Source organism: Methylobacter sp. Wu8, assembly GCF_036440755.1.
Classification (GTDB): domain Bacteria; phylum Pseudomonadota; class Gammaproteobacteria; order Methylococcales; family Methylomonadaceae; genus Methylobacter_A; species Methylobacter_A tundripaludum_A.
Genome location: NZ_JAZGVT010000073.1, coordinates 75,524 through 94,859, shown reverse-complemented (window position 1 = coordinate 94,859; position 19,336 = coordinate 75,524). Strand labels below are relative to the sequence as shown.

The window sequence follows — 19,336 nt, the reverse complement described above, 5'->3', positions numbered from 1 at the left end:
GTCGCCTTTTCTTTGGTTACTTTCTTTTGGCGAAGCAAAAGAAAGTAACTCGCCTTCGGGTGCGAGAACCCGATTCAAATAAGCGTCGCGGTAGCGACACTTTTAATAACAAAAATGTTAATGCAGTCTAAATTCGAATAACTGCGCAACATCAATTAATAAACCTGAAACCGCAGTTGGAGGCTGTGAAACCAGTTCGTGCTGAGCCCGTCGAAGCATCGACAGCTAACAACCTCTGCAACTCCCACACTGACAATGAGCAACAAAACATGAATTACGAATCTTTCATCTTCAAAAAATACATGCCGGCGATAGGCACGTTCCGTTTACGCCCCTTGCAAATCCCGCAAGATATTGCGTTGATCCATGATTGGGTCAACAGGGACTATGCAAGCTATTGGGGACTACAAGGATGCTCGATCGAACAGGTTGAAGCGGAATACCGGAAAATCGCCGAGCAGTCGCTGGTTTATTTGGGCTTTTGCAACGACCAACCCGCTTTTCTACTGGAATGTTACGACCCCGAACACCATGCGCTTAGCGAACATTATGCCTGGCAAGCCGGCGACCGGGGCATGCATATCCTGGTCGCGCCTGCCGAACGCCCGATAGCCAATTTCACCGGCTCGGTTTTTACCGTCATCATGGACTTTATATTCAGCGATCCGGCGGCGCAGCGGATAGTCGTCGAGCCGGACATCAATAATGAAAAAATCCATGCCTTGAATAAACGGGCGGGATTTGAATATCAAAAAGTCATAACGCTGCCCAATAAAACCGCCCATCTGGCATTTTGCAGCCGGGAACAGTACCGGGCTGCGCGGGGCAAGAACCCGGTCACGGTATCGCCCAACCATGTCGTCGCTCATTTGCGGGAAGACGTCTGGGCGCATGTGAATACCCTGCATCTTTGCAAAGCGATCAGCGAGTTTGCGCACGAATTGCTGATAACGCCCGAACTCCAGTTCTCGGAAGGCGACTGGGGGCATTACCGGCTCAAGACCGACAAGCCGGGCGTCGAATACAGCTTCCGCGCGCAAGTGTTAAGCCTGGAACACTGGTATATCGACAAGGCTTCCGTTGAAAAATTCGTTGACGGCGACAAGGCCGCGCCGGATTCCTTAAGCTTTATCCTGGAAGTCAGCGAAGGCCTGGGCATCGATCCGGCGATACTGCCGACTTATATGGAAGAAATCACCAGTACGCTGTACGGCAGCGCTTATAAGCACACCAAGAAGGGCGTCGATGTGGCGCAACTCCTCGACGCCGATTTTCAGACCATCGAAACCGCGATGATGGAAGGCCATCCCGCCTTTCTGGCCAATAACGGCCGCATCGGTTTCGATGCGGCCGACTATCAGGCTTATTCGCCGGAAGCCGCGGCGCCGGTTAAGCTAATCTGGCTGGCGGCGCATAAAAGCAAAACGGTTTTCGCCTGTGCGGACGATTTGTCTTATACGGAATTGCTGGAGCAGGAGCTGGGAAATCCGACCCTCGATCAATTTACCCGAACATTGGCGCGGCAGGGGCTGGATACCGATGATTATTGGTTTATGCCGGTGCATCCGTGGCAATGGTATAACAAACTGGCCGTCATCTTTGCCGCCGACATCGCCGCACGGCATTTGGTCTGCTTGGGGTTCGTCGAGGATGTCTATCTTGCCCAGCAATCGATCCGCACCTTCTTCAATACCAGCCATCCGCACAAACGCTATGTCAAAACGGCCTTGTCGATCCTGAATATGGGTTTCATGCGCGGACTGTCGCCCTACTACATGAGCACCACGCCCGCCATTAACGACTGCATCAACGGGCTGATTGAGCAGGATCCTTATCTGGCGGAAAAAGGATTCAGCATACTCCGCGAAGTCGCCGCTGTCGGATACCGCAATCATTATTACGAAACGGCCACGGCTAAGGACAGCCCCTATAAAAAAATGCTGTCCGCGCTGTGGCGCGAAAGCCCGGTGCCGCAGTTAAAACCGGGGCAGCGTTTGATGACGATGGCCGCCCTGCTGCATACCGACGCCCAGGGAACCGCCTTGTTGCCCGCGTTGATCAAATCGTCCGGCGTCGATACCGCAAGCTGGCTGCGGCATTATTTGAACTGCTATTTGAGCCCCCTGCTGCATTGTTTCTACGCCTACGATCTGGTGTTTATGCCGCACGGCGAAAACCTGATCCTGGTCTTGGAAAACAATGTCCCGGTCAGGGCCATCATGAAAGACATTGCCGAAGAAGCCGCGATCATGAACAAGGAAATCGTGCTGTCCGAGAAAGTGCAGCGCCTGTCGGTATTCGTGCCGGAAGAGCTGAAAATATTGTCGATCTTTACGGACTTTTTTGACCTGATTTTCCGTTATATGTCCCACATTCTGGTCGAGCACGGCGGTTATTCCGAACAGCGGTTTTGGCAACTGGTCGCCGAGTGCGTACTGGACTATCAACGCACGCATCCCGAACTGGCCGATAAATTCGAGCGGTACGATCTGTTCGCGCCCGAATTTATCCGCTCCTGCCTGAACCGGCTGCAATTGGGCAATAATCAGCAAATGATCGATCTCGCCGACCCGGCCAAAAACCTGAAATTTGTCGGCACGTTGAAAAATCCGATAGCCGTCTTTAAAGCCGGGACCAGTGCGGCTGACATAGCGGAGGCGTGCGTATGAGCGACCGGATTTTATATCGCGCGCCGGCGTTTTCGCGGTAACGCTTATGTTGACGCGCAGCTCAATCAAGCACTGGTATCTGATCCACAAATGGACGAGCCTGATCTGCACCGCGTTCATGCTGCTGCTGTGCCTGACCGGGCTGCCGCTGATTTTCTCCGATGAAATCGATCGCGCGCTCGGCTATAGCGTAACCCCGCCGGACCTGCCTGAAACGGCGGAGCGGGCCGACCTGGATGCGATCATCTCGGCCGCCAAAGCGCGGAGGCCCGGCGATGCCGTGCAATTTATCGTGGCCGACCCGGACGAGCCCGATCTCTGGTTTGTGCGCATGGCCGAAAACGTGGCGGCGGCGAAACCCTCGGCATTTTATGCGTTCGACGCCCGCACCGGCGATTATCTGTATCAGTATCCGCTGGACCAGGGCGTCATGAATATCATGCTGAGGCTGCATGTCGATATGTTCGCGGGCCTCTGGGGGACGTTGTTTCTGGGTTTTATGGGGCTGCTGCTGATCGCCTCGCTGGTCTCGGGCGTCGTGTTGTACGGCCCGTTCATGCGCAAGCTTGCATTCGGCGCCGTGCGGCGCAAGCAATCGGCGCGTTTAAAGTGGCTGGACCTGCACAACCTGCTCGGCATCGCGACATTGGTCTGGTTTCTTGTCGTCGGCGCTACCGGCGTAATCAATACGCTGGCGACGCCGATATTCGGACAATGGCAATCCGGCGAACTGGCCGATATGACCGCCCCCTACCGCACTATGCCCCCGGTTCGGGAACCCGGCTCGGTGCAGAAAGCGCTCGATGCCGCCCACACGGTTGCGCCCGATATGTCGCTCGGTTTTATCGCGTTTCCCGGCAACGGCTTTGCAGGGCCGCGCCATTTTGTCGCCTTCATGCAAGGCAATTCGCCGCTAACGTCCAAGCTGCTGAAACCGGTCTTGATCGATGCACAAGCAGGAGTCGTCGTTGAAACGCGCGAATTGCCCTGGTACGTCACCGCGCTTTTGATCTCCAAACCGCTGCATTTCGGCGATTACGGCGGCCTGCCGCTGAAGATTATCTGGGCGTTGCTCGATATACTCAGCATTGCGGTACTCGGCAGCGGCTTGTATCTGTGGTTGAGAAAACGCAATGTATCAATTGAAGCCCGGCTGGACGCGCTGCCGAACGAAAAGGAGAAAGATTGCGCATGAAAACATCACTAACCGGGATACAAATATGGGCGATGCCGGTCTTTCTGGGCTTAGTCAGCGCTGGTGGTCTTACCGCCGCCCTGCTGTTCGACGGCATCGGCGATGCGGTGTCATGGATTGCCCTTGCCGCGCCGGTCGTGACCGCTCTTTGGTACGGCGTCCGGCGTACTTAATCGGCGGGTTAAGTCCCGTACACGCCGCTGTAAATCTGCATTTCGGCTTCGGCCTGCGGCTTTGCTTTTTTCAAATAACAGCCAAACCATGAGCTAGCTTGGTTGACATAGTTGGTTTTATTGCCGCTTTCAGCGCTGGATTCGGCCAACAGGCGATAATGCCGTGAAATGACCAGTGCAAGACAAGGCGATTGTCCCATTGCATACTGGACTTTTAAATAGTCTATCGCGCTGATCAGCAGCTCATGTTTTTTATCGTCTTGCATCGTGGTTATTCCTTACCCAGCTGGACTGGAAGCCTGTTCATTTTTGATTTTGCCAAAGAGAGAAATATCTTCCAGACAATCTGCTTTGAGCCAAAATCCAGGCATCTAAAATCTGTTGCATGGATTTGCCCTTTTTCAACGAGAGCAGTCAATACCTCAGGCGCTATAGCCAGTTTCACAGATGGAGATGGACGAAAAATAGAAAAAAATGTTTTCATGACTGGGCCGGGTATTTATTGCTTTGACTAAAATGATAATGATTCTTATTTAAAAGTAAAGTGTTTTTTCCTCCCGCATTCTTCTCTCTTTCAAGTCTTACTTTTAATATGACGCATATAGCCTTTTCCATTAAAAGCTCGTCATGGCTAAAACTTATTCCATCGGCTTAGAGGATGATGCGCATTTCCTGCGTATAAACTAAGGCTAACTTCCCAACATTATTCCCTGTGCTCAAAACAAAAGTAGCTGATTGACGTTTCCATCCGGCAACACGCAATTATTTGTCATCTGCTCGACGACAATTAGCCTGCCCGACACACATACTCACCAACTGTAACAAAGCCCGTTAAGGAAGCGCGCCCCCTTTCGTTCATGGTTCGACAAAGAACCTCTAAACGAGCCTAAAAATATACTTATAAATCAATATACTATCATTCTATTTAAAGACTAAATCAACGCTTCCTTTAAGTATTTTTCATATAAATGCCGACAAGTATTGACCTGGCAAATGATAATCATTATTATTTGCATGCAAGACAAATTACCTTTGCCTGCAAAACGGGACATAACGCCGGCTTTACGGCATCGGTTAACCGGCACCGAATGTTCGGTATGGGACGCGAATTGTCAGCGAATACGCGGGAAAAATGATTGAGTTTGACCTGTCAGGGCAAATTAATCCTGACTAAATATTTTATCTTAATACAGTTATTGCACTTTATTGTCGGCAGGTTATTTTCCTCCTACCTACCGGCCTCTCTCCTGATCATGATACGGAGGATGAACATGCCGACAATAAAGTGCAATACACATACTAAGAGCAGCCAGCCATCCGACACTCAAGTGTCCGGTAGCCAGCCAATGTCAATGAAACGTAGCGATTTGCCGCTTCGGCAGACTGTGCATTTGGATGGTGAAAATCAATGAATTTAACTAAACGACACAAGAAAACAGGCCTACCCGGTAGCAGCAATTGCCGCATGGCGTTTTGTGCAAATACAAAATGCGTCGCCGGCAAATGGCCGCAATCGACAACTAACCTGCCGCGTTCACTAAAATGATTTTCCCGGCACTCAACTTCCATTTCATGGACAACAACTCCACGCCCTTGATGCTGGGAAATATTGTCCATGGCGGAACTACCCGCATCAACGACCGCCCATGGATTGCGTTGAGTCTAGTGCTATGCGCGCATCTGGCCCTATTTGCAGCATTGTCCCAGCAGCAGCCGTCTTCACCGCTTGAGACCATCGCCCAACCGATCATGGTCAGCTTGATGAGTGCGCCGCAAACAACGCTGCAAAAGCCTTTGCCCGCTGCCCAGCCGGTGGCGGAAGTGCAAAAACCGGTTAAGAAAACGGTCAAAACCCCGGTCAATAAACCTGCCGTACCGCTTACAAAACAAACCAGCCGGCCGACCCCTCCTGCGGAACAAACATCAACACCGGCGGCCGCTCCAAGCTCCTCTATTGCCGAACAACAGTCGAAAGCGACAAACAGCCGGGCGCCTGCTGACACCCAGACATATCAATCGCCTGACTTCAACGCCGCTTATTTAAACAACCCGTCTCCCGCTTATCCGCCACTCTCGAGGCGGCTGGGCGAACAAGGTTTGGTATTGTTGCTCGTACATGTGACGCAAGACGGTGCAGCCGGTTCTGTCGAACTGCAAACCGGCAGCGGCTCAAACCGTCTCGATCAGGCTGCGCTGGAAGCCGTCAAAAAATGGCGCTTCATTCCGGCCAAGCGCGGCGAACAACCGGTCAGCGCATCGGTAGTAGTGCCGGTCAGATTTTCAATAGAGGAAGGATAAATCATCATGCAAGCGGAACATATCTTAGACAACCTGGAGTTCATCAGCCAAGGCGGCGCCGTATCGATTACCGTAGCGGCGGGACTGCTGGCCATGTCCATAGGCAGTTGGAGTTTAATGGTCATCAAAGCCATACAGGCGCGGCGTTTAAAAAACAGCAGTGCGGCTTTTTTAACACGATTTTGGCATGCCTCGTCGTCAACCCTGACGTCAATGGCGGCGGCCATGAGCCAGGATTTGAAAAAAGCGGAAAACCCGTTTGCGCGCCTTGCGCTGCAAGGCATCAGCGCTACCGACCACCACAAACGTTACACCGCGCAACGGGTAAGGGATGATGAAAATAGCGCGTTGCAGGAACATTCGCGGCATGATGAATTTATTGCCCAGGCGCTACGCCGAACTATCGGCCAGGAAGCCATGCAGATGGAAACAGGACTGACCTTATTGGCTTCGGTAGGCAGTATCGCCCCTTTCATCGGATTGTTCGGCACCGTCTGGGGCATTTATCATGCGCTCGGCACCATCGCCGTCGGCGGCCAAGCTACTGTAGACAAAGTGGCAGGCCCGGTCGGTGAAGCATTGATCATGACCGCATTCGGCCTGGCAGTCGCCATCCCAGCGGTTCTCGCCTATAACACCTTGGTGCGCGACAACCGCCTGTTAATGGGCGAATTGGAAACGTTCGCCCACGACCTGCATACCTACCTGACCACCGGAGTACCGCTGGCAGCCGTGCAAATTACCGAAACGGTACCGTCGGAGAATTCAAGCCAGACCGCCCCTGCCCGGCCCTCATCAGACGCTCCGCAAGCAAATTCTCTTCAAGCGGAGGTGTCACTATGATCGGTTCAGGCGGCTTCGGCGGCGATAACCGTCATACCCAACCGATGGCGGAAATCAATACGACGCCGATGGTGGATGTCATGCTGGTGCTGTTGGTGATTTTCATCATTACCGCCCCCTTGCTGACCCACTCGATCAAAATCGACCTGCCGCAAGCGGGCAGCCAAGCCAACCCGGAAAAACCCGACACCGTCACCCTGTCGATTGATGCGGAAGGCAAACTGTTTTGGAATGATGCGCTATTTGAACAAGAAGAACTTGCGTTGCGATTGGAGACGGCGGCGCAGAAAAAGCCGCAGCCCGAATTGCATTTGCGCGCTGACAAAGCCACAAATTATCAACAATTAGCCATGGTGATGTCCGCCGCGCAAACAGCGGGAATAGAAAAGCTCGGCTTTGTGACCGAACCAAAATCAAAGGAATAGCGCTTTTCCAATTTACTTTTAACCGTATATTCAGCCCGCCAAAAAGCTTTTGTCGCTTGTATAGCCGGCCAACTATTACAAAAACAACTGAAGCTTTGTATGAAACAATCATTCCAATACAGGCAACCGCATACCAGAGCGACATTGCTGCTGATGCTTGCCGCAGTACCTATAGCGAGTTTGGCGGATGCCGCCGATATAAAAAGCGATGCGCGCACCGCTGCCGTATCCGATACGGAAGAAGCAGAGAGCGAAAAGAAGTACCACAAGGAAAAACATCAAGCTGACCATAAAACCACCCTGGAAAAAACGGTTCTTACCTGAGTTCCGCCTATACCGATGCCGCCAACATCGTGCTGGAAGACGCCATTGGCGACAGAGGCAAAATACCGGGCTATTGGCTGTGGAACACGCAAATCACCAAGGTCTTCCGTGTCAACAAGGCCAACCTGCGGATCGGTCTTGCCGGCAACAACCTGTTCAATCAGGACGACTACTTCCGCGGCGTGGGTATCAGCCTGGGTCGAATGCCGGGACCGGGGCGCTCTGTGATGCTCAGCGTTCAAATAGATATATAAGGAAAACTGATATGCAACCAAGAATTGATCTGCTAACTCACATCTCGAGCAAATCGGTCAACGACAGCTTTCCGCCTCGGCCTGTCGTTGGCATTATTGACGGACCGGGCTAACGCAGTATTTTCAGCAAACTGATGCCCTGTATTAATCGGTCGTATTCATTGGGCTTAGTCTATCTATCCGGCTGTTGTTTTTAACTTAATCGCCTTGAAGCGAGAATAAATCTGTAAATCAGGCTTATGCAGAATGCATAAGCCGCCCCACATTTAGCCAGCCATCACTTGGGTGTGAGTAGCCAGCCAGAAACAAACCAACCTCAACGAGGAAAATGTTTATGCGCTATTACCAACATCAAGTACTGCCGCCAACCACCGCTACATTAACGGACGCACTCTATTCCAAAGCTGCGGAGATTACTCCGCGGCCGCGTTCTGCTATGAAAGCGAAAAGCGCAGGTACTTTTACCGCAATGCAAGTATCAACCTGTCATAAATATGCGGCGGAGCTACTCCGTAGCGAAGCCGCCGTTAACGATATTCCGGCCGCTATTAGCGCACGAGATTATCGCGCATTAACGCGGCGCTTATCGCCTGATGAGGCTGACTTCTTCCGTAAGCAGCCGGAAGCGGCGGCTACACGCAAGCTACACCGGTTCGACATCCTCCATTTCCACATCGGCGCGCCCGGCCTCAATGCATTGCGTAGCGAGGCGGCCCAATGATCCTGCACAGCATTCTTAACGGCATCGGGGAAACGCCTATCGTCCGCCTGTCGCGTTTGTTTCGCAATTCGCCATGCGAGGTTCTCGCCAAGCTGGAAATGCTCAATCCCGGCGGCAGCGTCAAGGACAGGCCGGCGCGCTACATCATCGAACGCGGTCTGGCCGACGGCACTATTCAGCCGGATTCGCATATCGTCGAAAGCTCGTCGGGCAATCTCGCCATTGCCTTGGCGATGGCTTGCCGTATCCACGGCTTGCGTTTTACGGCGGTGGTCGATCCGAAAATATCGCCGATCAATTTAAAGATCATTCGATGCTACGGCGGCGATATCGAACTGGTGACCGAGAAAGACAGCCAAAACGGCTATCTGGAAACCCGTATCGAGCGTGTAAAACACCTGTTGCGCGAGCAGCCGGATGCAGTATGGATCAACCAGTATGCCAACAAACGTAACTGGCAAAGCCACTATCACGGCGAGGGCGAAGAGATCCTGAAATCTCTGGATGGGCCGGTGGATTATCTGGTGCTGGGCGTCAGTACATCCGGCACCGTGCATGGCATCTCCCGGCGGTTGCGGGAAGCATGGCCGGATCTGAAGGTTGTGGCGGTGGATGCCGTCGGTTCGGTGCTGTTCGGCACCCCGCCGTATCCGCGCGAACTGCCCGGAATCGGCGCCAGCCGCGTACCGGAGCTGTTGCAGCGCGGCGAGATCGATCAGGCTATTCATATCGACGACTATGAGTCGGCCGTCGCTTGCCGGGAGCTGGTCAAGCACGAAGGCATTTTCGCCGGGGGCTCGTCCGGCTCGGTTATCGCAGCCATTCAGCGTCTCTCCTCGCAAGCGCCGCGCGGCGCACGCATCCTGACCGTCCTGCCCGACCGGGGCGAGCGCTACCTGGATTCCGTCTATGACGACGAATGGCTGTCGCGCATGAAAGATCGGCATCTGGACCGCACATCACACTTACTTGGACAAATAGCATGACTACACCAACCAACTCACCGGATTTACTTTATCTCAGCCGCAACGACTTGATCGAATTAGGCGGCGGCCATTCACAGCCCTATGTCGACGCAATCATCGACGGGCTTACGGCGCACGTCCGCCGCGATTATGTGCAGCCGCTCAAACCCTACCTGCGCTGGCCGGGCGCCGACCATATCGCCGACCGCATAATCGCGATGCCTTGTTACCTGGGCGGCGAACAGGCAATCGCCGGGCTCAAGTGGATCGGCAGCCGCCAGCACAACCCGGCCCGATTCGGCTTGGAGCGCGCCAGCGCGATAGTGGTGCTGAACGATGCGCAAACCAACTATCCGATTGCGATCATGGAAGGCGGACTGATCAGCGGCATGCGCACCGCCGCCATCACCGCCGTCGCCACGCGTGATCTGGCGCGTAGCGGATTCACAGATGTCGCCGGTATCGGTTGCGGCCCGGTTGCGCGCATGCAGATGCAAACATTGCTGGAGCAATTCCCGTCGATCGAACGTTTGCATCTGTTCGACTTGTCGTCCGCTGCTGCCGATACCTTCATCGCCGAACTGGCCGGGCGTTTCCCGAGCATCGCCTTGCTTAAGGCTGACTCGGCGGAAGCCGCGGTGCGCGCCGCCGATGTGATCGTGACCTGCACGGTAGCCGACGCGCCTTACTTGCCCTACGACTGGCTCAAACCCGGCGCTTTCGTCAGTAATGTGTCGATCATGGACGTGCATAAGGAAGTCTACGAACGAGCCGACAAGGTGGTGGTTGACGATTGGGAACAGTCCAACCGCGAGAAAAAAATCATCAACCAGCTGGTGCTGGAAGGGCGTTTCAGCCGCGAACGCCTGCATGCCGAATTAGGTGAAATCGTCGTCGGCGACAAGCCGGGCCGGGAAAACGATCGGGAGATTATTCTGCTCAACCCGATGGGCATGGCGCTCGACGACATCGTCTGCGCACGGCATTTCTATCATCTGGCGCGCGAGCGCGGAATCGGCACGCAACTGCCGTTATACGGTTGAAATCTATGGAGTCCAACACTCATCATCCGTATGCGCGGCGCTTAACTCAAGACTTGTTCGACGCACTCTGGCTGGAAGATCTTTACGACTTTCGCAAACACTGTGTGTTCGATTCGGCCGCCGATGGCGAAACGGTGCTGAAAATCGCGCTCGACGAACTGCGGTCGCTGCACTGGCGCGGCCGTCGGGCCGCCGGATTGCGTCCGTTCCGGGTTTCGGATCGGCCCGTCGTCTTGCATGGCGCTACGCACCCGACAGACTTGAATGCCGTCCAAAGCGTCGAGGCCTTGCAATCGGCCGACTGGTGGCTCGACCGGAGCGGCCGCTTTTCCCGGTTTTTCCGGCTTGCCTACGTCCAGGCCGCGTTCTCGGCTGAGCATGAACACAGCATCGTCGCCAAACTGACAGCGGCCCCGGACGACCTGCTGTCCTGGGAAGCGCTAAGTTGCCTGAAAGACCGGCCGTTCCATCCGCTGGCCCGCGCCAAGGACTGGGACGGAAGCGACGGCACAGCCTATTCGCCCGAAACCATGACATCAGTCCCGCTGCATTGGGTGGCCTTATTGCGGGACAACCTACGAGGCAGCACCATGACCGGCCAGCCCCTTGCAGAACTCCTGCTCGACCGTATCGAGCGGGACACATTGAGCTGGACCGCCCACGCTCACGGCGCCGATGGCGATGCCTGGCTGTGGTTGCCGGTCCATCCGTGGCAATGGACGCGGTTTGATTGGGACGAGCTGTCGGAAACGGCGGCGCATATCGATTTGGGACCGGGGCCGGGATCGGCGATTCCGACCGCTTCGATACGCTCGCTTGCTATCGCCGGAGAGTCCGGCATACATCTTAAAGTGTCGCTCTCCATCAATGCGCTGGGCGCTATCCGCACCCTGCCGCCGCGCTATCTGCACAATGGCGTACTCGCCGGAGCCTGTCTGGAAAACCTGCGCCGGAAGGACGCCTGGCTGGCGTCGAACTTGCTGCTGTGCGACGAGAATCAATGGTGGGCGCTGCGGCAGCATGACGCACTCGAAGCCGATCCGGGCGAACTGGCCTGCCTGATTCGCAGATACCCGGCGCTGCCGGGAACCCGGCTGATTCCGATGGCGGCGTTGCCGGTAACAAGCGCTGACGGCGCACTGCCTGCGTTCGATCATCTGCTGGGTTGCGCGGCGCATGAACAAGAGGCTTGGATGCTGTTCGCCGACATCGCCCGCGCTTTGCTGGAGTTGGGCCTGCGCTGTTTCGCGCAAGGCGTGATGCCGGAGCTGCACGGACAGAACGTGCTGTTGGCTTTCCAGGGGAAGCGTATCGCCGCGCTGGTGCTGCGCGACCACGACACCTTGCGCATCTGCCGGCCGCTGATGCAGGCCCAAGGCGTAACAGCGCCCTATTACGTCATCGACCGCGGCACGCCCAATACTCTGGAACCGGACAGTCCGCGCGAACTGCTGGCCTATCTGCAAACCTTGGCCATCGAAGTCAACCTGTACGCCATTCTCGCCGCGCTGGCCGAACGCTACGGCCGCGAAGAAGCGCATGGCTGGCATATCGTCCGCACGGTGCTGGAAGACTGCCTGGCATGCGTGCCGCTACCGGATGAAATCGCCGCTCAGACCAAGACTCTGCTGCTGGACGAAGCCAATTGGCCATTCAAGCAGGTGCTCGCGCCGCTGCTCAGCCGCCCGAGCTTAGGCACCGGCATGCCCAGCGCAATGGGGCGATTGATCAATCCCTTGCTGGCCGTGGAGCGTAATAAATGAGCGCGGTGCTGTCGAGTTCCCGCAACCTTGCGCTGCTGCTGAGCTGTCAGGCCGTGACCACGCTCGGCATGATGGTGCTGGTGCCGATCATGCCGCTATACGTGGCGACGCTGACGCAGCCGGACTCGGTCGGCGCGGCGCGCTGGAGCAGTCTCGCCTTAGCCGCGCCGGCCTTGGGCGTGTTGTGCTCCGCCCCCTACGCCGGTCAATGGTGCGACCGCTTCGGTTATCGCCGCATGCTGCTAGTGTCGCTGACCGTGTTTATTGTCAGCATGCTGCTGATGGCCTTGAGTCCGAATGTTTACGGTTTCATGCTGGGCCGCTTGCTGCAAGGCATCAGCACCATCGGCGTGGTGCTGACCGCCTTCATCGGTTACGTCAGCGACGACGCATCGCGCGGGCGCTCGCTGGGCTTGCAGGAAAGCGCCGTCGCCTGCGGTTCGCTGGCGGGGCCGATCCTTGGCGGCATCATGCTGGACTATTGGTCGCTCAAGCCGCTGCTGACAACCAGCGCGCTGCTGACCGGCATCATCGGCGGGCTGCTGTGGAGCCGGCTCAGCGAACCGCCAAAAACAAAGCCCGTTCCCGATGTTCCGCAGTTCGCAGGCTTGCGCACCGTACTCGCCGACGCCGATTTGCGCAAATGGATGCTCGCCGCCTGTTTGATTCAGGCCGCCGCGTTCGCGCTGGTCAATGTCTTTGCGCTTTACGTGACGGCTCATTTCCCCGCTGCCGACGCCACCGCCGGCAAGATCGGGCTGCTGCACGCGCTGGGCTGGCTCGCCGCCATGCTGGCCGGTCCGCTGTGGGGCCGTCTCAACGACCGCGGCGAACCGCGACGTCATTTTACGCTGGCCGCCGTTGGCTGCGCCTTGTCGATCGGATTACTGACTGTGGCCGACCAAATCTGGCTCGTCGCCCTGCTGCGGATGGTTCAGGGCGCGTGTTATGCAGCGCTGGCGCAGTCGATGCTGCTGGCCTGTAGCCGTCAACTGCCTGCCTCGGCCTATGGGCATGTGACAGGCTTAAGCAGGAGTTTCATGGTCGTCGGCCAACTGCTGGGCCCGCTGCTGATCATGGTTCTGATGCCGCGCCTCGACCAAGTCAACCTCGTTTGGCCGGTGGCGGCATTGTTCCTGGCCGCCGGATTGCTGGTTCATAGCGGCCGACATGCCGCTTTAACTCCCTGTAAACAAAATTAAAGGAAAAATTCAGATGTCACCACACCTACCGCAACTTGCCGCAATAGAGCGGCGTCTGGTGGAACAGTACCTCAATACTTATTGCCGGGAAACCGCTTGTTTCGACCCCCGCCTTGCGCCTGCCGAGCCGGGGCCGGTCGAACTGCATGCGCCGATTGAAGCTTGGCGAGCCGCCGGGCTGATGCCTTACCGGGTATCGTTTGCCCAAACCGGGTATCAGTGGGTCGGCGCTCTAAGCTACTTCTCTCCGATCGGCTACCACCGCGTATCGCCTTTCGCGTGGATCGAACGGAACGGCGACTGGAGCCCCCTAACCGACGACGTAAAGCCCCTGGTCGATCTGATCGTCGACACGCTCGCTGCGACCGGCAATCATCCTGCCGATGCCGCGGATCACTGTCGCGACCGCCTGAAGACACTGATGTACAACAGTATCGATAAGGTGCATCGCTTCCACCGATATAAGCCCGATGGGCTGCGCTCGTCTTTTCTGGCAGCCGAGCAAGGCTTGCGTTTCGGCCACATTTTCCATGTGACCTCCAAAGCCTCGGAAGGCTTTAGCGAAGAAGACATGCAGCGTTACGCCCCCGAGCTGGGAGCCTCGTTCCGCCTGCATTACTTCGCGGTAGCCGACGGACTGCTCGACGAGCGCGTCCTGGGCGGAGACTGCTTGCCGGTCGATCCTGAGGCGGCCCGCTTAGCCGAAAACTTGTTGGCCGATGGCGATTATCGGCTGTTGCCGTGCCATCCCTGGCAAGCTAATTATTTACTGGGCCTGCCTGGAATCGATGCACTGGTAAAAAGCCGTTCGCTGATCTCGTTGGGTCCGTTGGGAGAAGCGGCTTGGCCCACGTCTTCGGTTCGCACGGTGTGGCTGCCCGGCCAAAGTCTGTTCCTCAAACTATCGCTCGACATCCGCATCACCAATTTCATCCGTAACAACCCGCCCGAGCAGGTCGAGCGGGCGCTGGACGCCAGCCTCGCTCTGTCTTTTCTGCCACGGCAGGTACTCGAACAATCCGTGTTCCGCATTCTTCCGGAATTGGGAAGCCGGACCTTGAAGCTGTCGAGCGACGCACTACGCGCCGCTTGCGCAGTGGTGTACCGGCAAGCGATGCCGCTTGAGGAAGCCGAACACGTTCAGGTGCTTGCGTCGGTGCTGGAGGAATCGGCTGACGGGGAAATCCCATTGCTGGCCTTGCTTCGGCAAGCAGCCGGGATACAAGCGCCCGACGAGGCGCTGGTTAGGACGTGGTGGGCCCGCTACCTCGACGTCACGCTGCTGCCGTTGCTTCGGCTATTTTCCGATTACGGCATCAGCCTGGAAGCGCATCTGCAAAACACCATGATGGCTTTCCTGGGCGGCTGGCCGGTGCGCGGCTATGCGCGCGATATGGAAGGCGCCAGCATCAGCCGCGCGCGTTTTCCGTTCCTCGACCGGCTGAACCCCGACAGTCCCGCGCTGTACGAGGAAGAGCAAGCATGGCATCGCTTCCAGTATTACGTGCTGGTCAATCACATAGGCCATGCCATTGCCTGTCTGGCGCGCACCGGACTGATCACGGAGGCCGTGCTGTGGCGGGACACCGCGGATAACCTTAATGCGACCGGCAACCCGCTGGCACAGACATTACTCAACCAACCTACGCTGCCGGCAAAAGCCAACATGCTCAGCAGTTTCCATCAACACGGCGAACGTCCGGTCTGGGTCGAAATCCCCAACCCCATGCTATCTCAAAGGTAACTCCATGCAACCCTACGATTATCAAAACCTGCTCGACAGTCCCTTTTACCGGCAGGCCAGCCGCCGCGTGCTGCGCCAACTGCTGGAAGCCTTGCTGTTCGAAGACGCGTTACCGCGCTACGAGTGGCAGGGCGAAACGCTGATTGTGCCCGCCCTCAGTGCCGACCACGCGCCGGTCAGCTACCGGTGCCGTGCGCAACATACTTTCAGTTTCGGTCGCATACGCATCACTGAGCCGCTGCTGCGCGAGGCTGACGGCGTTAGCGAAGACGCGACCGATCCCGCGCTGTTCCTGGCGGAAATCGCGCCATGGCTGGGCGCCGACCCAATCCTGCTCAGCCGGTTCGCGGCAGAACTAACGGCGACCCAGATCAAGGATGCCCAAACCCTGCATGCGCGCGGCTATCAGGCATTGCGCGACGCCGATTACGATACGGTCGAGGCCCGGCTGACCGATAGCCACCCGTACCATCCGAGCTATAAATCGCGCCTCGGCTTCACGTTGTCCGACAACAGCGCCTATGCGCCGGAGTTCGCGCCGACTGTGACGCCGTTGCTGTTGGCGGTGCGCCGCGATTGCAGCCGTTGGGCTGTCAGCGCCACGCCGGGCCTGCCGTTGCTCGGCGAAGCGGACGGGCAGCTTTTTTCCGATGAGCTGACTCGGCGCGGATTGCAGGCCGAAGACTATCTGCCGCTGCCGGTTCATCCTTGGCAATGGGACGAAGTGATCCTGCCCGGCTACCATCAGGCGATGGCGCGCGGCGAATTGCTGCCGATCGGGCCGCTAGCGGATCATTACCTGCCGCAACAATCGATCCGCACCCTGAGCAACCTGAGCGACCCCGGCCGCCTGTCGCTCAAGCTGGCGATGAACCTAGTCAATACTTCCACGTCGCGCGTGCTGGCGCCCCATACCGTGCAAAACGCCCCTGTCATCAGCGACTGGCTGCACGCGCTGGTGGAGCGCACCGACTGGGCTGAACCGATGGCGCGGCCGGTGCTGTTGCGCGAAGTGGCCGGCGTAAGTTTCAGCTCTAAGGCTCCGGCGCACGGACAGTACGGGGCATTGGCCTGCATCTGGCGCGAAAGCGTGCATAACCATTTGCAGCCCGGTGAAGCCGCGCTTCCGATGACGGCCTTGATGCATGTGGACGCCGATGGACGGCCCTTTATCGACCCGTGGGTAAAGCGCTACGGCTCCGAAGCGTGGTTAAAGCGGCTGATCGAGCGCGCCTGGCTGCCGGTATTGCATCTGTTGTGGGAACACGGCACGGCGCTGGAATCGCATGCGCAAAACATGATCCTGCTGCACGAAGACGGGCTGCCGGCGCGCGTGGCGCTCAAGGATTTTCACGACGGCGTGCGCTTCAGCAAGGCGCTGCTGTCCGGTCCCGCACCGGTGCTGACAGCACCGCCCGCCGAGCATGCCCGCGTCAATCCTAACTCTTTTCTGGAAACCGACGACGCCGACGAACTGCGAGATTTTACTTTCGATGCGCTGTTCTTCGTCAATCTGGCCGAACTGGCCTGGTTATTCCAGCGCTTCTACGATATGGCCGAGGCGCGGTTCTGGCAGATCACCCGCGAGGTGCTTCGCGCTCATCAACAGCGTCATCCGCGGCTGGCGGCGCGTTATGCGTTATTCGACTGCTTTGCCGATCAGGTCTCGATTGAACTGCTCGCCAGCCGCCGATTCCGGCAGGAAATCCGTTTGCGCACGCGGCTTGCGCCAAACCCACTGGCGCAACAGGGCAAGCTGTGATGCGCCTGAAAGCCCGCTTGCAACTGAACGAGCCGCTATACGGGCTGTTTTGCTCGACGCCGGCCGCACTCTCCGTCGAGCTTATCGCCGCGGCCGGTTACGACTTCGCGGTGATCGACCTGGAACACACGCTGATTGGCCCAGAACAACTTGCCGGCATGTTGTTGGCGGCACGCGCCGGCGGCATAGCCGCGCTGGTCCGGGTGGCGGCTCCGCATCAAGCGTTGCAGGCGCTGGACGCCGGGGCCGAAGGCATCGTGTTTCCACGCATCCGCTCGGCGCAAGCCGCTCTGGATGCGGTGCGGCTTTGTCATTTTTCCCCGCGCGGCGACCGTAGTCTGAACGCCACCTGGCGCAACGGCTACGGCCGCGACGACTTGGCCGCTGCCATGGCAACTGAGCGCGAGCACACCCTGGTAGTGGCAATGATCGAAGACCGTGAAGGCGTCGAACAAGCCGACGCCATCGCTGCGGTGGACGGAATCGACGTGCTGCTGGAAGGCGCGGCCGACCTCTCGCAGTCGCTCGGACTGCCTTGGCAGACCCGCCACCCGGACGTCTGTGCGGCGGTGTCGCGCATACACGCGGCAGCTTTACAGCACGGCAAAACCTTCTGCGCCCTGCCGCGCGCGCCGGAGGATTTTCAAGCCTGGCGCCGAAACCAAGTCCGCATGTTCATCCTGGGCGACGATCGCGGTATCGCCCGCCGCGCTATGGCCGCCCATCTGACCCAACATCAACTAAAGGACATCGAGCAATGAACCTGCAACAGTTACATAATTACCTGGAAGGCCAAACGGAGCCGGTGTGCGCCTATCTGTACGATTTGGCGCATTTGCGCCGGCGCGTCGACACGCTACGCCGTAACCTGCCTTCGCAATGCAAGCTGTTCTACGCCATCAAGGCCAACAGCGACGCGCCGATCCTGGAGTCGCTGTTACAGCGTAGCGACGGCTTTGAAGTAGCGTCGCTGGGTGAAATTCAGCGCGTGCGCGCAGTCGACAGCGCCGTGCCGGTTATATTCGGCGGTCCCGGCAAGACCGATGCCGAACTGGAAGGCGCTCTTGAGCACAGGGTCACACTGATCCACGTGGAAAGCGAACACCAGTTGCGGCGTCTCGATTGGATCGCGCGCCAGCGCAACCAAGTGGCGAACATCCTGCTGCGGGTCAATCCGGCGCATGTGCCGCAGCAAGCCACGTTGCGCATGGGCGGACAGGCCAGTCAATTCGGCATCGAAGAGGCGCGGATACCGGCGCTGATTGAATTGGCGCTAAGCCTACCGGGCGTGCGCCTGAAAGGCCTGCATATCCATGCCATCTCCAACAATTTGGATGCACTGACCCATCTTGCCCTGCTCGAACACTACTTTGATTTGGCGGAAGCTTGGCAGCGCCGCTATGGGCTGGCGTTCGATTGGCTCAATGTCGGCGGCGGCATCGGCGTGAACTACGCCGAGCCGCTCGCGCAATTCGATTGGGAAGGCTTCTGCGCCGGACTATCGGCGCTGATCGCCGCGCGTCAACCCGGCTTCGGCATTATCTTCGAATGCGGCCGCTTCCTGACCGCCGACTGCGGTTATTACCTGGCCGAAGTCACCGACGTGAAAAGTAACTACGGCAAACACTTCGCCATTTTGCGCGGCGGATCGCACCATTTCCGCTTACCGGTGTCTTGGCAACACAATCACCCGTTCGTGATCCTGCCGCGCGACGCTTGGCCTTACCCGTTTTCGCGTCCAGGCGTACACCACGCCCAAATCACGCTGTGCGGCGAACTCTGCACGCCCAAGGACGTCCTGGCGCGCGACGCCCACGTCGATGACCTGCGCGCGGGCGACTGTGTCGCTTTCTTGCTGGCCGGCGCCTACGGCTGGCACATTTCCCATCACGACTTCCTGAGTCACCCGCACCCGGACCGGGTGTACCTAGACAACTGTATAGAAAGGATCTGAC

The 19,336-nt window shown here is 57.5% G+C and carries 20 protein-coding genes; 17 read left to right on the top strand and 3 right to left on the bottom strand.

Features of this window, described 5'->3' with window-relative positions:
- The first annotated feature begins 269 nt into the window (after window positions 1–269).
- From V3O24_RS16180 to V3O24_RS16170, 3 genes are read left to right on the top strand one after another with little or no spacing between them, the layout of a single operon-like run.
- Window positions 270–2,669 carry a GNAT family N-acetyltransferase gene (locus tag V3O24_RS16180; protein WP_331308016.1) on the top strand — a complete coding sequence of 800 codons (2,400 nt, stop codon included), beginning with the start codon at window positions 270–272 and terminating at the stop codon, window positions 2,667–2,669.
- 46 nt (window positions 2,670–2,715) lie between these two features.
- On the top strand, window positions 2,716–3,864 hold the full coding sequence (locus V3O24_RS16175) for a PepSY domain-containing protein (protein WP_331308015.1): 1,149 nt from the start codon (window positions 2,716–2,718) through the stop codon (window positions 3,862–3,864).
- Complete coding sequence (locus V3O24_RS16170) at window positions 3,861–4,037, top strand: hypothetical protein (protein ID WP_331308014.1); 177 nt, start codon at window positions 3,861–3,863, stop codon at window positions 4,035–4,037. The genes V3O24_RS16175 and V3O24_RS16170 overlap by 4 nt, the downstream gene beginning before the upstream one ends.
- A gap of 8 nt (window positions 4,038–4,045) precedes the next feature.
- Here the strand turns inward: V3O24_RS16170 and V3O24_RS16165 are convergent, their stop codons facing one another.
- Together V3O24_RS16165 and V3O24_RS16160 are read right to left on the bottom strand one after the other, a co-directional pair.
- Window positions 4,046–4,303, bottom strand: a complete 258-nt coding sequence (locus tag V3O24_RS16165) for a hypothetical protein (RefSeq protein ID WP_331308013.1) — start codon at window positions 4,301–4,303, stop codon at window positions 4,046–4,048.
- 5 nt (window positions 4,304–4,308) lie between these two features.
- Entirely contained in the window at window positions 4,309–4,521 is a 213-nt protein-coding gene (locus V3O24_RS16160) for a hypothetical protein (RefSeq protein ID WP_104422383.1), read from the bottom strand.
- Between the two features lie 1,058 nt (window positions 4,522–5,579).
- Between V3O24_RS16160 and V3O24_RS16155 the strand changes: the two genes are divergently transcribed.
- The 8 genes from V3O24_RS16155 (at window position 5,580) to sbnB (ending at window position 10,910) form a co-directional block, all read left to right on the top strand.
- The gene (locus tag V3O24_RS16155; RefSeq protein WP_331308011.1) at window positions 5,580–6,335 is read left to right on the top strand and encodes an energy transducer TonB; all 756 of its coding nucleotides are present in this window, start codon (window positions 5,580–5,582) and stop codon (window positions 6,333–6,335) included.
- Window positions 6,336–6,341: 6 nt separating this feature from the next.
- Window positions 6,342–7,178, top strand: a complete 837-nt coding sequence (locus V3O24_RS16150) for a MotA/TolQ/ExbB proton channel family protein (protein WP_331308010.1) — start codon at window positions 6,342–6,344, stop codon at window positions 7,176–7,178.
- Entirely contained in the window at window positions 7,175–7,603 is a 429-nt protein-coding gene (locus V3O24_RS16145) for a biopolymer transporter ExbD (protein ID WP_331308009.1), read from the top strand. Before V3O24_RS16150 ends, V3O24_RS16145 begins: the two co-directional genes overlap by 4 nt.
- 99 nt (window positions 7,604–7,702) lie before the next feature.
- Entirely contained in the window at window positions 7,703–7,927 is a 225-nt protein-coding gene (locus V3O24_RS16140; RefSeq protein WP_104422379.1) for a hypothetical protein, read from the top strand.
- Window positions 7,928–7,956: 29 nt separating this feature from the next.
- The gene (locus V3O24_RS16135) at window positions 7,957–8,181 is read left to right on the top strand and encodes a hypothetical protein (protein WP_331308008.1); all 225 of its coding nucleotides are present in this window, start codon (window positions 7,957–7,959) and stop codon (window positions 8,179–8,181) included.
- 334 nt (window positions 8,182–8,515) lie between these two features.
- Window positions 8,516–8,902 (top strand): hypothetical protein, encoded by a 387-nt coding sequence (locus tag V3O24_RS16130; protein ID WP_331308007.1) that lies wholly within the window; start codon window positions 8,516–8,518, stop codon window positions 8,900–8,902.
- Window positions 8,899–9,888, top strand: a complete 990-nt coding sequence (sbnA, locus tag V3O24_RS16125; RefSeq protein ID WP_331308006.1) for a 2,3-diaminopropionate biosynthesis protein SbnA — start codon at window positions 8,899–8,901, stop codon at window positions 9,886–9,888. The genes V3O24_RS16130 and sbnA overlap by 4 nt, the downstream gene beginning before the upstream one ends.
- Entirely contained in the window at window positions 9,885–10,910 is a 1,026-nt protein-coding gene (sbnB, locus tag V3O24_RS16120) for a 2,3-diaminopropionate biosynthesis protein SbnB (protein ID WP_331308005.1), read from the top strand. Before sbnA ends, sbnB begins: the two co-directional genes overlap by 4 nt.
- Window positions 10,911–10,951: 41 nt before the next feature.
- Here sbnB and V3O24_RS16115 read toward each other — a convergent pair whose 3' ends face one another.
- Window positions 10,952–11,290, bottom strand: coding sequence for a hypothetical protein (locus V3O24_RS16115; protein ID WP_331308073.1), 339 nt, complete (start codon window positions 11,288–11,290; stop codon window positions 10,952–10,954).
- Here V3O24_RS16115 and V3O24_RS16110 point away from each other — a divergent pair.
- The 6 genes from V3O24_RS16110 to V3O24_RS16085 are packed head-to-tail and all read left to right on the top strand — an operon-like array spanning window position 11,171 to window position 19,335.
- Window positions 11,171–12,673 carry an IucA/IucC family protein gene (locus tag V3O24_RS16110; RefSeq protein ID WP_331308068.1) on the top strand — a complete coding sequence of 501 codons (1,503 nt, stop codon included), beginning with the start codon at window positions 11,171–11,173 and terminating at the stop codon, window positions 12,671–12,673. The genes V3O24_RS16115 and V3O24_RS16110 overlap by 120 nt on opposite strands.
- Entirely contained in the window at window positions 12,670–13,875 is a 1,206-nt protein-coding gene (locus tag V3O24_RS16105; protein WP_331308004.1) for an MFS transporter, read from the top strand. Before V3O24_RS16110 ends, V3O24_RS16105 begins: the two co-directional genes overlap by 4 nt.
- Before the next feature lie 13 nt (window positions 13,876–13,888).
- Window positions 13,889–15,619 (top strand): IucA/IucC family protein, encoded by a 1,731-nt coding sequence (locus V3O24_RS16100; RefSeq protein WP_331308003.1) that lies wholly within the window; start codon window positions 13,889–13,891, stop codon window positions 15,617–15,619.
- Window positions 15,620–15,623: 4 nt separating this feature from the next.
- Entirely contained in the window at window positions 15,624–17,381 is a 1,758-nt protein-coding gene (locus V3O24_RS16095; protein ID WP_331308002.1) for an IucA/IucC family protein, read from the top strand.
- Window positions 17,381–18,142: an aldolase/citrate lyase family protein gene (locus tag V3O24_RS16090; RefSeq protein WP_331308001.1), complete on the top strand. Its 762-nt coding sequence runs from the start codon at window positions 17,381–17,383 to the stop codon at window positions 18,140–18,142. The genes V3O24_RS16095 and V3O24_RS16090 overlap by 1 nt, the downstream gene beginning before the upstream one ends.
- Window positions 18,139–19,335, top strand: coding sequence for a type III PLP-dependent enzyme (locus V3O24_RS16085; RefSeq protein ID WP_331308000.1), 1,197 nt, complete (start codon window positions 18,139–18,141; stop codon window positions 19,333–19,335). Before V3O24_RS16090 ends, V3O24_RS16085 begins: the two co-directional genes overlap by 4 nt.
- The last annotated feature ends 1 nt before the right edge of the window (window position 19,336 follow it).